Raw genomic sequence first — 12738 nt, forward strand, 5'->3', positions numbered from 1 at the left:
TGATAATAAACCACCTGAACCTGCATTAATCGGTAAAAAGAGCACCCCTGCTCCAATTGCAGTTCCAAATAGGCTCAATGCCCATGTAGTATCCTGCTTATGCCACTTTTTCGGATCTGCATATTGCTCATTTTCTAGTGCGATATTTTCAGCTTGAACTTCTATTTTCTTTGCAGTATTCCCGTTCATATAATAACTCCCCCTTGTATCCTATTCTTGCGTATCTCTTTATAGCTAACGAACATTCCCTTTTTTCGGAAAATAAATTCCTTACAAGTTGCCCCACATTGTATGTCCTTCATCATAATGAATCCAAATTGAAACATTCGCTAGTTAGCGTCCTAACATAAATGTTAGCGTTCACAAAAAAGTTTACTCGTACTATCCGCTCTTTATATAAAGACCGCTTAAGAGAACAATATTGAATAGACTTCATAAATACGTTACAACATTTCTAATAACAGTGTGTTACTTTAATGGTTTCTCTTACTTACTTGTAACAGTAATTTTAGATAAACCGGCCTCTCTTCATTTATGAGGCATTTCTTTCTCAATTCTATACATCACTTTCATAACTTCGGCAGCATTTATGGTATTGATTACACAAGCCACTGAAGCACTTTACATACATTTCGCCTCTAATCACACGCCTTTCTTTCTATTAATCGCATTTTTTATATTTTCTCCAGAGATCATAAAATTTCTCTCGACGCCCTCATTATAACGTGTATATTTATAAAATTAATATTTTTATATTTTCAGAAATATTCAATAGATATAATTTTACATGGATAATAATTTACAGTTAGCATGCAACCCTTGTTCCTATCGCTTATAACGGAATTAATCAGCAAAAAACACAGTAAAATATTGTTTATTCAAGATACTCATTTTAAAATTTTTTATATTCTTCTTTATCTAAAAATTTTATTTTGATTTTAAAAAGATATTCTAATAAATAATTAACGTGGTTAAAAAGAAATTTCTTTTTAAATGCATAAACCAATTTTTAGGTTATATATTATCAATATTGCATTCATATACATTTTTAGGAAAATACATATTTTAACTTGATGACAATAAGAGCACCGCTAACATTTCGCAAAAATCTTCGCTAAACGAAAAAATAAAATAAGCTGTCCATATATGGACAGCTTATTTACATCATTATCATTGTTAGGTGTAGGCAAACGAATTACTTCAATGTCATCTTAATTTTAGTTTTTTCAAATCTTCTTCAGGGATATTTCTATGTTTGTAATGAATGGATTTTAGTTCATTTACTTTTAGACGATATTATTGATTATTACACGATTCATCCTATTAAAAGCAAGTAATGTAATCTTTAAAACCCCTCATTAACTAGCTCTTTTATCAAGTTTAATTTTGCAGAAAGCTCAATAAACCACTCTTCATCCCCTGTTAATAATGCAAGGTCTATAAGATAAAGGATTTGCTCCTTATTTATTACTTTTGATTCAGGGAGTTTGTTAACGTGTTTACTAAAGAGTAAAATCGCTTCGTTCATTGTGTACTTGTCGTCACGTTTCACAATGCTAACTGTAACTACATCTTCCACTTCATCAAGTGATACAATGTAACCAACTATGAATTCACCCTCATTTGATATTCCACGAACCCAATCTCCCACTTTTAAAACATGATTATTATTTGACATCATACTTTTCACCTTCTTATAAATATTTTTTGTAACGATAAAAAAGATATAAAAACTAACTTTAACTGTAATCCTTTTTATTACAGTTGTTTTTTAAGAACTCACGGCTACATAATAATTAAGCCGTTTAACGTTCTTGATTAATAAGGTCAACAACTTCTTTCATTGTATAATTCTTTAAATATTCACCTAGATGTTCTTCCGCACCTAAGAAAATAGCAAAAAGAACTTTCCGCATGTTCGAACCTACAATACACTGATCATTTGATTCTGGACACTTCGGCTGCAATGCACCTTCAGAGGTTATTTGATACATATTCCAAAGATTAATTTCACTTAAATCACGGGCAAAAATAAAACCTCCACCAGTTCCCTCTTTTGATTGTATAAACTTATGTTTTTTTAACAAACTTAGCACTTTGCGAATGCGTACTGGATGAACACCTGCACTTTCTGAAATAGCATTACTTGTTGACATCCGATCTGGCTGTAAAGCTAAATAAGTTAAACTGTGAATGGCCAAGGTAAAGTCGCTGTTCATTGTTGTCCTCCTACGATAAAAAATATGATTTCTCGCTTAGTAACATACTGTAGCCATAAATATTACAGATAGGTTAGTCAAACGTTAAAATATATAAGAATCATGCTTAGCATGAAAAAATAAATCCCTTTATATTCTATCAGAACTCCCCTATATCTCCTAACTTCATGTAGCTTTTTAAGTTGCAAATAAATTTAAACAGTCCACTGTTTCTTAACTTGTTCTTCTGCCAATTGTTTAATTTTTGTCCAAATCGTATCTTTACTCACAATAACATTTGTGTGATAGTTTCTATCTTTATAATTAACTGTAACACATACTTCAATCACTTCTGTTTCCTCCTTTCAAAATATTACTTATTAATTAGCCATTTTTTGCAATTCAATATTCAAAAATGTTCGAACGCTACGCGGTAAAAATTTGCGAATTTCTTCCTCATTAAAACCAACCTGTAATCTTTTTTCGTCCAGCATAATTGGACGACGTAACATTTGAGGATACTCAATTATTAATTTATAAAACTCATTAAGCGAAAGCGCCTCAATATTTATATTTAATTCCTGAAAAGTTTTAGATCTAGTTGAAATAATTTCGGTAGCACCATCTTCAGTTAAACGAAGAATGGATTTAAGTTCATCAACTGTAAGCGAATTTGATACGATATTTTTTTCGGTATAATCAATTTGATGTTCTTCAAGCCATGCTTTTGCTTTTCGGCACGAACTACAGCTTGCTGTCGTATATAAAATCACCATATTTTACACACACTCCTTTACTTTTTAAATTATTATATAGATTATTGAAATGTATTAAAAAAATTACAGTTTAGAATGAAATACACGTTATATTTTTTATTCGACAATATTTAATTTATCTGTTTTTTACAAACAATAGCAACTCACTTCTAAAAACTATACTGTAATTTTAAACTTTACAGTTCTATTAATCAACTGTTAAGTCTTGGATGCATTCCATTAGCGAAATAAATTATATTCCACTTTATTCATTTCTTCCCGACATGTTTAGCATAATAAAAGCTACTGCATTGAACACAGCAGCATTGTAGGAAGAAATACGCGGACAAAAAAAGCAAAGCGCGTACACTTTGCTTCTTACAAAATCCCTTTTAACTTTTTACCAATTAACTCCGCTACATATTCATAACCTTGTCGGCCAAAATGTAAACCGTCTTTTTCATCATCTTCTACTAATCTTTTATAATGAGGCTCTTGAATCATTTCAGCATATAAATTTAGAAAATAACTTCCTGTTTCCTTCGCCACTTCCTCTACTACGTCTGCATACTGACCAAGTACTTTATTTGTTCTATTATGCTGGCGTTCTTCATCAACTGGCGCAGGACTAATAAGTAATATCTTTTCTGGCGAAATCATACTTACAATCTTCCCTAAATTGTCTTTGTATACTTGCAATGGTACTTGATCAAATAATACCGAATCATTCGTACCAAGAAAAACTGTTACGAAGTCTGGTTTATGTGATAGTACATCATCTTCAATCCTATGTAACGCATCGAACGTATTATCACCCGGAACCCCCGCATTTACCACCTTCCAATTTGGAAACATCTCCCGCAAACGCGGTGTTAACCTCGGCGTTTCATCAAAAAACGTTTCATCAGCTGTAATACTATCACCAAAGCATACTAACGTATTCATAAAAACTAAATCTCCTTTTACGTATGAAATAACTTTCCTTCTACCGCCTTAATATATCTTTCAGCAGAACGTTCCACTGCCTCATTGGCATTCTCTTTCACTACTCGGTGAAAAGCATTATATAAACGATTAAACTGTAACGGCTTCACTCGATTCGCCATTTCCTCCACTTTTCTCGCTGGTAATGGAATTAAGTTTGGATAGCTGTACATGAAACTCACCCACTGCTGATCCGCTACGACTTGAATAATATCACCTGTTAATAAAATACCTTTCCCACCATTTCCTTCTTCCCAATGTAATACAGAACCGCCGCTAAAATGTCCTCCGAGACGATGAATAGTAATTCCGTCCGCTAATTGTAAAGACTCGCCAGACCAATAAATAATACGACTACTCGGGCGTACTACCCACTCTTTATCGTCTTCATGTATATAGATTGGTACATCAAACGTTTCTGCCCATTCTACTTGCGTTGAATAATAATGAGGATGAGATAGTGCTATCGCATCTAACCCGCCCCACTCCTTTATCTTCTCAATTGTCGTTTCATCTAAATAAGTAATACAATCCCATAGTAATCGATACGCTTCCGTTTTTACTACATATCCCGTTTGACCAATTGCAAATGTCGGTTTTGTCGTAATACTATAAAGCCCATTTTCTTCTTCTATCATTTCATTTTTATATGTACCACTCGATTGCAAGTTTTCTAAAGTCGTCCAAGACTGCCCTTTCGGATTCACATATTGTCTCTCCTCATCACAAATAACACAACTTACCGGTTCTTCCACACTCGCTGCATACTGTACGCCGCACGTTGTACAAACGAAATTTTTCATAATAATTCCCCCTATCCCTATATTTTTATGAAGCTGATTTTTGTTGATAATGATCTACTTTTTTATTTTCAATTAATAAACCGATTAGAGTCAGTAAGTAGACAACTGTAACTGCCAATGGAATGGCAGTAAATCCATTGTCTGCAAAAAGAATCCCGCAAACTGACGTTACGAGCACAGTCCCTACTGACAATACACCATAACTTTTACTTTCATAAATCCATACGTACGGTACAAAATGAACCCCTATTAACATCGCTACTACAAAAGGTAGCCACTCTGGAAATTGAAAATAGGCAAGTAATACAAACGGAATATTTAATACATTTATCCCGCCAACTAATCCAGCTAAAGTTCCTAGCGGATTTCCTTTCGCAAACATATCAATTTTCAATATAGCAGCTATCATTAAGCCAAAAGGAAATACACAACCCATACCAATTAAATACACCCACACAACTTGTTTTTCTGAAAGAAGAATACCCGTTACACTTGCTACAATCCAAAATAAAATACCAGCTATTATAACTGGAAATCCTCTTTTCGTTCTTTGTGCTAAATCTCTTTTTGCTTCTAGAATGTTCATTTCACTATCTCCCCCAAACTATTTGTACTATAAAGCCGGCTCAATTTCGTCCATCCAATAACGCCAAGCTACTAAGTAATCTTCTAAATCTTTCGGGTGGTGTCTTAAACATGTATCTATACGCAAATATAATCCTATGACTATCTCCTCGTACAAATCTCGTTCTTTTTTATGAAATACACATTGCTTCATCGCAAAATCAATTGCTTCTTTCGTTACATCTTCAGGAGTTGAACAGAACGCATAAATTAAATCATATAAAGGATCTCCAAGGACTGGTAACGGATCAATTACTCCATGTAACTTATTCTGCCGGAATATAAAATTATGAAATCCGAAATCACCATGTAATAAAAAGGGGTGATTTACTCCGGCTTCCCTATTTGCTAGTTTAAGAACCGTTCTATATTCTTCTTCACTTATGTAACATCTTACATTTTCATAAGCTTCCATCACATTTGCAGTTAAAAATTCATTCCAAGATTGAACCGGACTTTCTTTCCATCCCCAGCCTTCTGCCTCTGGAACCATTTTATACTTATTGATAACTTCTTTTACAAGTGTACGAAGCGTACTTCGTTTATATCCTTGTTTACACGAAGTATTACCTTCCAGGAAAGAATACACGAAATATGTATGTAAAGGTTCCTTATACAAAAGCTTTGAAAATAAAGTATTCCCCTCATAAAAAGAAAGAAAATGAGCTTCTTCACGTATTACTTCCGCTTCATTCAGCTTTACTACATATTTTTCGTCCAACAAATATACAGTACTTGTCGTTCCTCCGTTCAACGCTTTTACGCTATTTGGAGCATGTGAAATAACTTTCTCTTTAACTAGTTGTGCAGCAATTATTGAAATGTCCATTCCCTCACCCTTCAATTCCGAAGATTCCCTCAACTTAAAAGACAACTTTACTATTATTTGACAAACAAATAGGAAACCCCTTCAAAAATCTTAATATAACAAAAATTCATTTACTTTTAAATTTCAAAAATAAGGAAATAATAACAACAACGTTACACACATATAGGAGGTCACTATGAAACCTGAATTTTTAAAAGCAGTACATGATGCTATTGGAAATATTGAGCACATTCATATAGAAGAAAGCGGTGCGGACAGCTTACTTATCCATCATGATGATGCACAGCAGTTACAACAAGTCGCTAAAACGTTAGAAAACAACAATTTCCGCTCTGCTTTAAGAACAACTGGAGATGCTTCGTATATTGAAGTGTTGAACAGATAATGAAAGTCCGGATGTATTCCGGGCTTTCTTTTTTTATATCAAAACTTTAAATTCTTTCACATACACCGCTGTTCCCGCAATATCTATTTGTAACTTTTCATTCTCTATATCTTTCGTTACATATACCGTTACACGACCATCTTTATTCATTTCCTGTCCTTGTTCAACGACTAATTCCATTTCATGATCAAAATCTTTCTCCAAATACGTCGCATAGTACGCTCCCATTACACCTGAAGCTGTTCCTGTCACTGGATCTTCTATTGTTCCAGAGTAAGGTGATGAAAAATGACGACCGTGCATTTGTGCTTCTGCATTATATGTTTCTGTGCAAAGCGGATGAATAGAGGCCTTTGGTATTTCTTTTAGCACAAATGGAAATTCATTATTATTAGGTTTCATTTTCTCACATGCTTCTAGATTTTTAACAGGTACAATTACAGTCCAAATACCAGTACTTCCATATACAATTGGTAATTTTCCATCTAAATCATTTACTTCAAGACCAATACTGTGTGCTAATGCCTCTTGAGAACCTGTAAAATCTTGAAACTGTGGTGTTGCTTGTCTCATTTTAATAAAAGTTTCTCCACTTTCATTCGCACCTATATGTATCGGCAAAATCCCTGCCTTCGTTTCAATTGTTAAATTATGATTCCCTTCTAATAATCCCCTTTCATGAAGCGCATATATAGTCCCTACTGTCGCATGACCACATAAATCCATTTCATGACCGGGAGTAAAATAGCGAATCTTTATATCTGCTTCTTTTGAAGAAAGAACAAAGGATGTTTCATTAAACCCAACTTTTTCAGCAATACGCTGCATTTCTCCTTCCGTTAATCCATCCGCCTCTAATACAATACCTGCTGGATTCCCCATATTCGGTTTATTCGTGAATGCGTCATAATGAAATACGTTTATGTTCTTCATTTTCTTTTCTCCTAACTTTCTTTAAAAATTTTATAATAAAGCTCTATCTCTGTTTTCACCGAACAATGATTTCTCCAAAATATCTTCTGCATCTTTTCATTTGAAGTATGTGTGCTTCCGATGTAATAAGTAGCGCCCATTTCCTTTAACATATGTAAAGATTGAAGATGCAGTTGCGAAGAGATTCCTTTCCCGCGATAATGAGGCATTACCCCAAAGTAAAATAATCGTCCTTCACTTTCTGTTCCAGTCTCTATATGCGGTATGGACAAACCAATTGGCTCATTTTTATCATAAAAAACAATGCATGACTTCTCCCAGCCTTTACCTAAGTTTGCACTGAATGAAAATGCTCATCAATATTTAAAATGGAAGTTTGATTTCCTGAGTTCAACATACATTGCTCCCAAATGTATTTAAAATCTTTTGCCGATAACGTTTCTCCTATTGAACGGTATGTAAATTGTTTTTCAAGCGCCTCTATATCGTCTAACTCTCTACACACTTCTATCTTTGCTGCATGTAAAGAAAAATCCGCATCAAGTAACACTCTCGCACTTGAGTTATAACTACTAAACCTTTTATTTAATACAATACTCGCTCTTTTCAACCCCCAGTTAAAACAAATTTCTTCAAATCTACTTATCTTTTCTTTATAAGTTTGTACGTTATAAAAGGCATCTTCTTCTATCTCTTCAATCGTTACTGCATTTGGTAAACCATTTAATACTTTTTTAGAGGGACCAAATAGATTCTGAATGATTGTAAGATCGTATATCACCACTTTAATTCTCCTATCCCTGGCTCAATAAACTTTCCTGAAACATCCTCATTTGAATCAATTACCCAATCATATATATTTTGCGCTCCTTCAGCCGGAGTCATATTCGCATCAAAGGCACCGATATCAGTCTTTAATTTTCCTGGGTGAATTGCCGTTACACGAATTCCTTTATTCTCAAACTCTTGTTGTAAACAAAGTGTTAACATATTTTGCGCAGCTTTAGCAATTCGATAGGAATATGAGAACTGTCCTTGCGGAAACTCTTTGTTCGCCATTTTATGTAGTGATCCTAACCGAGAGGACACATTTATTATTCTCGGCTGATCCGATTTAGCTAAAGCCACATATGTACCTTTTACAGCTCGAATTACGCCTAAGCAGTGAATATTAAATAAGTCCGTTAACTCTTCTGAATTTATATGTAAAATCTCAGTCTCCTTTCCAGTAATTCCAGCGTTATTTATAACTAGATCCATATACTCTGTATATCCCTCGAGCTGATTCTTAATCTGCTCCGTACTCTCATCAAGTGATAAGTCTGCCAATATAGGAAAACATCTACAACTAAACATTTGCTTCAATTGCGTTACCGCAACTTCAGTTCTAACTAACGGATAAACGATGTGCCCATTTTCATGAAATACTTTTACTAACTGTAACCCTAACCCGCGATTTCCCCCTGTAATTAGAACTCTCATATATCCATCTCCTTATTTTTAAAATAAATAAGAAAGTCCATCCATTTACCATTCTCTAAAGAAAACGCCTCTCTCTTGCATTCAAGTGAAAAACCTGTTCTTTCCGCAAGACGAACGGATGGCTCATTATCAACATGTATATGTAATTCAATTCTATGGAAATGAAGACTATTAAAAAATAACGATAACGCAGCTTTCACACTTTCAATACCATATCCATTTTTCCAGTATTGATTATGTATGGAATACCCCATCACCGCCCATTGATAGTCCATACGTAAAATTTTTATAAGCTCTAGCTTCCCAATATTAGCCCCATCTTCTTTACGAAAAATACCTAATACATACATCTCATCTCGATGTGCTGCTTCATCAAACCCTCTAATCCATTCCGTGAACCATTCTTTCGTCGATGATGCCATAACTTGATAGCCATCGTCATATTTATACTGCGATGGTAACCTCTTATGAAATCCATCGAACCAACTTTCATAATCATCATTTTGGAACGGACGAATCATAAGTCTCTCTGTCTCTATTTGCAATAGCGGCAGCTTCATTTATATCTCTTCCTTTAATTAATGATTGAATATTCTTTATTATCTTACAAGAAATACAAAATCTAGTAAATTATTATGTTCTTTACAAACAAAAATCCAGTTATGCTTTGTACATAACTGGATTCCTCATCATCTAATCGTTTTTTATTTTACAAGTACACCTTCTCTTAATTCCCTCTTCAACACTTTCCCTAAAGCATTTTTCGGTAATTTGTCCATAAATACAACGTCTGGTATTTTATAACTTGCTAGTTTCTCTTTACAATGCCGTATAATTTCTTCTTCCGTTAAAGACGTTTGCATATCTTTTACAATATACGCTGTCGGAATCTCTCCCCAAAAGTCATCTGGAACTCCAACTACTGCAACTTCTAAAACACCATGTATTTCATGAATAACATCTTCTACTTGATCTGGATATACGTTGTCACCACCGCGTATAATAACGTCTTTATATCTTCCCATAATATGCAGGAATCCATCATCATCTATCATGCCAGCATCGCCCATGTTAAACCAATTATCTTTTACTACCTTTTTTGTCGCCTTTTCATTATTCCAATACCCTTTAAACATGTATGGACTTCTTACATGAATCTCGCCAACTTCATTTGTTGTTAGTTCATCACCTGTTTCTGGATGAACAATTTTTAACTCTACATGTTTCAAAGTTTTCCCTACAGAAGACATCTTTTCTTTTCCCATCATTGGATGCCATGAAGTGACAACCCAACCTTCTGTACTCCCATATCCTTGCACCATATATATTCCTTTTTCCATATATTTTTGAATAAGTGTTTCTGGCACTTTTGTACCACCACTTTGTGCTACTTTAAAAGTTGAAATGTTACGTTCTTTTTTATTTAGCTCCTCAAGCATGTAGCTATAAACAGCTGGGAATGCAAGCATCGTAGTAATTTTCTCTTCTTCAATCTTATCCCAAATAAGAGCAGGATTCGAATCAGCTAAAAAGATCATCGTAACACCATGATAAATACAATTTAAAATAGAAAGCACTCCACTCATATGAAATAATGGATGCACGGATAAAAAGCGTTCACCTGCTGGAAATTCTCTTTGGCCCGCAATCTCAGAAAAATAATGATGTAAGTTTTTATGTCCAATTACACATGCTTTTGCCTGTCCAGTCGTTCCTGAAGTAAATAAGTAAATCGCATCATCATCTTCATGAACTTCTACGTTCGGTTCTGTCATTGACTGTTCTTGTAATATTAATTCAAATGAACCAAAGCCTTCTTTTGTCGTTTTAATTACAAAAGGAATTTCTTTAACAGCATCAATCTTTACAGCTTCATGAAATTCTTCATCAATAACTAACACTTTTAATTTTGCTTCTTTTACAATCGTTTCTAACTCATAAGCAGTAAGCTGATGATTTAACGGAATACATACAGCTCCAATTTTTAAACTTGCCATCATAACGCTTGGAAACGGATGATTATTTTTGCATAGTATTCCAATACGATCTCCTCTTTGCACACCGCTTTGTAACAAATAGTGTGCAAGCTGATTTACTCGTTCATTATACTGCTGAAACGAATACCTTTTCTCTCCCCCTACAAGCGCTTCCAAATTTGGTGATTGCATTGCTCTTTTTTGTAATAATTTTTGCATCGTTCTCAAGTAAAACTCCCCTTTATATATATTAGGTTTTTTATTTTACCAGATTAACTATTAATTTACTAAAGATTACACTTAGTGAATATAAAATCAATAAAAATAGCCATCTACTTAACAAGTAGATGGCTATTCCTCTTATATATTAGAATACTCCTTATTCATCACATAGCGCACATACTCCGGTGCACTTTTATTAATCTCTTCATCACTTAATTTATATTCGGCACCATATAAATAAAATGAAGGTATAAATTTCATGTCTGTATATAAGCACGTAGCTTGAAATGGTTTCGTTAACTCATCCATTGTAATTCCGCTATTTTTATAGTCTTTTTCTAATCCACCTATAGAAATAGCTAGACCAAATTCTTTCCCTTTCACTTTATCTCCTTTTGATCCGTACGCAAATCCATATGTTAATACATCGTCAAACCATTTTTTTAATAATGGTGGTGAACTGTACCAATAAAGCGGAAATTGAAATATATATCTGTCATGTTCTACTAATAGCTTTTGCTCTTCCTCAATATTAAACTCCCAATTCGGTGCCGCTTTATATAATTCATGCACCGTTATTTCATCCGAATGTTCCTCAAGTTCTTCGATCCATCTTTTATTAATTTTTGATTTTTCAATATCAGGGTGTGCTACAATTACAAGTGTTCTCATCATCTTCCATCCCCTTTTTAAATTATTCAATCCTTTACGTATTAGTATGAGTGAGTCACATATAATTGAAAAGTACGTACTTTAAAGTGCTATAGGAACCTTAAAGTACCTGTGGAGGTGTTATATGAATCAAAATGAAGACTGCCCAATTGCAACGACGCTCGATGTAATCGGCGGAAAATGGAAAGTTCATATTTTATGTGTTTTGATGGATGGAAAAATGCGAACAAATGAAATCCGACGAGAAATCCCAAACATTACGCAAAAAGTTCTAACTCAACAACTTCGCCAACTTGAAGCTGATGGGATTATCCATCGTACTGTATATCAAGAAGTACCACCAAAGGTTGAGTACACAATAAGCGAATACGGGAAATCTTTAATGCAAATTATGGATGAACTATGTGAATGGGGAAAAGATCATCAAATGAAAAGATTACATGACTAAAAGAACATTACCGTCTTTATTAAATCTTCTACATTCATATTAGTAGTTCAATATTTCTACTGAAATTTTATATTAGAGGTACTCCAACAACTCGTAATTTAGAACGCCAAATCTTTAAGAAGTAAAAACCAATAACATTCATCTATAAATACTCTTTATAACAAAAATATCCTATACTTTTTATTAATTGAACCGCATCCTAGTTGTTAGACATATAGTCAACAATTTAAGATGTGGTTTTATTAGTGGATTAACAGCTCTCATCAACTTTAATAATCATGACTGCAGACAAAATACTTTGCAAAGAGTTCCTGTACAAGGTGTTTTTTCACATAGACTTACCAAATAGCATTTTTATAAAAAACTTCTCACATTTAAATTGGACAAGCATATTTTATTATATGGGGACTCCCTACTCATAGAAAAC

At 33.8% G+C, this 12738-nt stretch carries 15 protein-coding genes and 2 pseudogenes; 2 read left to right on the forward strand and 15 right to left on the reverse strand.

From position 1 onward, the window contains the following. The 9 genes and pseudogenes from GFJ36_RS29800 to GFJ36_RS17870 form a co-directional block, all read right to left on the reverse strand. A pseudogene (locus GFJ36_RS29800) lies at nucleotides 1-189 on the reverse strand (septum formation initiator); the annotation flags it as partial. 1156 nt (nucleotides 190-1345) lie between these two features. Further along, complete coding sequence (locus tag GFJ36_RS17835; protein ID WP_000987459.1) at nucleotides 1346-1681, reverse strand: IDEAL domain-containing protein; 336 nt, start codon at nucleotides 1679-1681, stop codon at nucleotides 1346-1348. Between the two features lie 124 nt (nucleotides 1682-1805). Then, on the reverse strand, nucleotides 1806-2219 hold the full coding sequence (saiR, locus tag GFJ36_RS17840; RefSeq protein ID WP_001083471.1) for an Rrf2-family transcriptional regulator SaiR: 414 nt from the start codon (nucleotides 2217-2219) through the stop codon (nucleotides 1806-1808). Between the two features lie 194 nt (nucleotides 2220-2413). Next, entirely contained in the window at nucleotides 2414-2548 is a 135-nt protein-coding gene (locus GFJ36_RS17845; protein WP_000573513.1) for a BA3454 family stress response protein, read from the reverse strand. A 30-nt stretch (nucleotides 2549-2578) separates the two neighbouring features. Then, nucleotides 2579-2974, reverse strand: coding sequence for a transcriptional regulator SpxA (gene spxA, locus GFJ36_RS17850; RefSeq protein ID WP_000236196.1), 396 nt, complete (start codon nucleotides 2972-2974; stop codon nucleotides 2579-2581). Nucleotides 2975-3331: 357 nt separating this feature from the next. Further along, nucleotides 3332-3898 carry an SGNH/GDSL hydrolase family protein gene (locus GFJ36_RS17855; RefSeq protein ID WP_087984119.1) on the reverse strand — a complete coding sequence of 189 codons (567 nt, stop codon included), beginning with the start codon at nucleotides 3896-3898 and terminating at the stop codon, nucleotides 3332-3334. Nucleotides 3899-3915: 17 nt separating this feature from the next. Next, nucleotides 3916-4740, reverse strand: a complete 825-nt coding sequence (locus tag GFJ36_RS17860; protein WP_087984118.1) for an MBL fold metallo-hydrolase — start codon at nucleotides 4738-4740, stop codon at nucleotides 3916-3918. Between the two features lie 25 nt (nucleotides 4741-4765). Further along, on the reverse strand, nucleotides 4766-5326 hold the full coding sequence (locus GFJ36_RS17865) for a DUF7010 family protein (protein ID WP_087984117.1): 561 nt from the start codon (nucleotides 5324-5326) through the stop codon (nucleotides 4766-4768). Between the two features lie 27 nt (nucleotides 5327-5353). Continuing rightward, nucleotides 5354-6193 carry a phosphotransferase family protein gene (locus GFJ36_RS17870; RefSeq protein ID WP_087984116.1) on the reverse strand — a complete coding sequence of 280 codons (840 nt, stop codon included), beginning with the start codon at nucleotides 6191-6193 and terminating at the stop codon, nucleotides 5354-5356. A 175-nt stretch (nucleotides 6194-6368) separates the two neighbouring features. Between GFJ36_RS17870 and GFJ36_RS17875 the strand changes: the two genes are divergently transcribed. Continuing rightward, complete coding sequence (locus GFJ36_RS17875) at nucleotides 6369-6578, forward strand: hypothetical protein (protein WP_000801641.1); 210 nt, start codon at nucleotides 6369-6371, stop codon at nucleotides 6576-6578. A gap of 33 nt (nucleotides 6579-6611) precedes the next feature. Here the strand turns inward: GFJ36_RS17875 and GFJ36_RS17880 are convergent, their stop codons facing one another. The 6 genes and pseudogenes from GFJ36_RS17880 to GFJ36_RS17905 all read right to left on the reverse strand — a co-directional run bounded on the left by GFJ36_RS17880 (nucleotide 6612) and on the right by GFJ36_RS17905 (nucleotide 11863). After that, nucleotides 6612-7511, reverse strand: coding sequence for a PhzF family phenazine biosynthesis isomerase (locus GFJ36_RS17880; RefSeq protein ID WP_087984115.1), 900 nt, complete (start codon nucleotides 7509-7511; stop codon nucleotides 6612-6614). Between the two features lie 11 nt (nucleotides 7512-7522). After that, nucleotides 7523-8292: pseudogene (locus GFJ36_RS17885) on the reverse strand (GNAT family N-acetyltransferase). Next, on the reverse strand, nucleotides 8289-8993 hold the full coding sequence (locus tag GFJ36_RS17890) for an SDR family NAD(P)-dependent oxidoreductase (RefSeq protein WP_087984113.1): 705 nt from the start codon (nucleotides 8991-8993) through the stop codon (nucleotides 8289-8291). The pseudogene GFJ36_RS17885 and the gene GFJ36_RS17890 overlap by 4 nt, the downstream one beginning before the upstream one ends. Continuing rightward, nucleotides 8990-9553 carry a GNAT family N-acetyltransferase gene (locus tag GFJ36_RS17895; protein WP_087984112.1) on the reverse strand — a complete coding sequence of 188 codons (564 nt, stop codon included), beginning with the start codon at nucleotides 9551-9553 and terminating at the stop codon, nucleotides 8990-8992. The genes GFJ36_RS17890 and GFJ36_RS17895 overlap by 4 nt, the downstream gene beginning before the upstream one ends. A 144-nt stretch (nucleotides 9554-9697) precedes the next feature. Continuing rightward, complete coding sequence (locus GFJ36_RS17900; protein WP_097889813.1) at nucleotides 9698-11197, reverse strand: class I adenylate-forming enzyme family protein; 1500 nt, start codon at nucleotides 11195-11197, stop codon at nucleotides 9698-9700. A gap of 132 nt (nucleotides 11198-11329) precedes the next feature. Next, nucleotides 11330-11863, reverse strand: a complete 534-nt coding sequence (locus GFJ36_RS17905) for an NAD(P)H-dependent oxidoreductase (RefSeq protein WP_137035964.1) — start codon at nucleotides 11861-11863, stop codon at nucleotides 11330-11332. Between the two features lie 124 nt (nucleotides 11864-11987). Here GFJ36_RS17905 and GFJ36_RS17910 point away from each other — a divergent pair, with 124 nt between their 5' ends. Further along, on the forward strand, nucleotides 11988-12311 hold the full coding sequence (locus tag GFJ36_RS17910; RefSeq protein WP_073515730.1) for a winged helix-turn-helix transcriptional regulator: 324 nt from the start codon (nucleotides 11988-11990) through the stop codon (nucleotides 12309-12311). The last annotated feature ends 427 nt before the right edge of the window (nucleotides 12312-12738 follow it).

It is taken from the genome of Bacillus sp. EE-W1 (genome assembly GCF_009760835.1).
In the GTDB taxonomy this organism is placed as follows: domain Bacteria; phylum Bacillota; class Bacilli; order Bacillales; family Bacillaceae_G; genus Bacillus_A; species Bacillus_A wiedmannii.

Bases quoted from the DNA above. Each gene is read 5' to 3' on its own strand.
- GFJ36_RS17895 (WP_087984112.1), bottom strand. From the start codon at position 9,553: ATGAAGCTGCCGCTATTGCAAATAGAGACAGAGAGACTTATGATTCGT.
- GFJ36_RS17875 (WP_000801641.1), top strand. From the start codon at position 6,369: ATGAAACCTGAATTTTTAAAAGCAGTACATGATGCTATTGGAAATATT.
- GFJ36_RS17855 (WP_087984119.1), bottom strand. From the start codon at position 3,898: ATGAATACGTTAGTATGCTTTGGTGATAGTATTACAGCTGATGAAACG.
- GFJ36_RS17905 (WP_137035964.1), bottom strand. From the start codon at position 11,863: ATGAGAACACTTGTAATTGTAGCACACCCTGATATTGAAAAATCAAAA.
- GFJ36_RS17890 (WP_087984113.1), bottom strand. From the start codon at position 8,993: ATGAGAGTTCTAATTACAGGGGGAAATCGCGGGTTAGGGTTACAGTTA.
- GFJ36_RS17835 (WP_000987459.1), bottom strand. From the start codon at position 1,681: ATGATGTCAAATAATAATCATGTTTTAAAAGTGGGAGATTGGGTTCGT.
- GFJ36_RS17870 (WP_087984116.1), bottom strand. From the start codon at position 6,193: ATGGACATTTCAATAATTGCTGCACAACTAGTTAAAGAGAAAGTTATT.
- GFJ36_RS17860 (WP_087984118.1), bottom strand. From the start codon at position 4,740: ATGAAAAATTTCGTTTGTACAACGTGCGGCGTACAGTATGCAGCGAGT.
- GFJ36_RS17865 (WP_087984117.1), bottom strand. From the start codon at position 5,326: ATGAACATTCTAGAAGCAAAAAGAGATTTAGCACAAAGAACGAAAAGA.
- saiR (WP_001083471.1), bottom strand. From the start codon at position 2,219: ATGAACAGCGACTTTACCTTGGCCATTCACAGTTTAACTTATTTAGCT.
- GFJ36_RS17880 (WP_087984115.1), bottom strand. From the start codon at position 7,511: ATGAAGAACATAAACGTATTTCATTATGACGCATTCACGAATAAACCG.
- GFJ36_RS17910 (WP_073515730.1), top strand. From the start codon at position 11,988: ATGAATCAAAATGAAGACTGCCCAATTGCAACGACGCTCGATGTAATC.
- spxA (WP_000236196.1), bottom strand. From the start codon at position 2,974: ATGGTGATTTTATATACGACAGCAAGCTGTAGTTCGTGCCGAAAAGCA.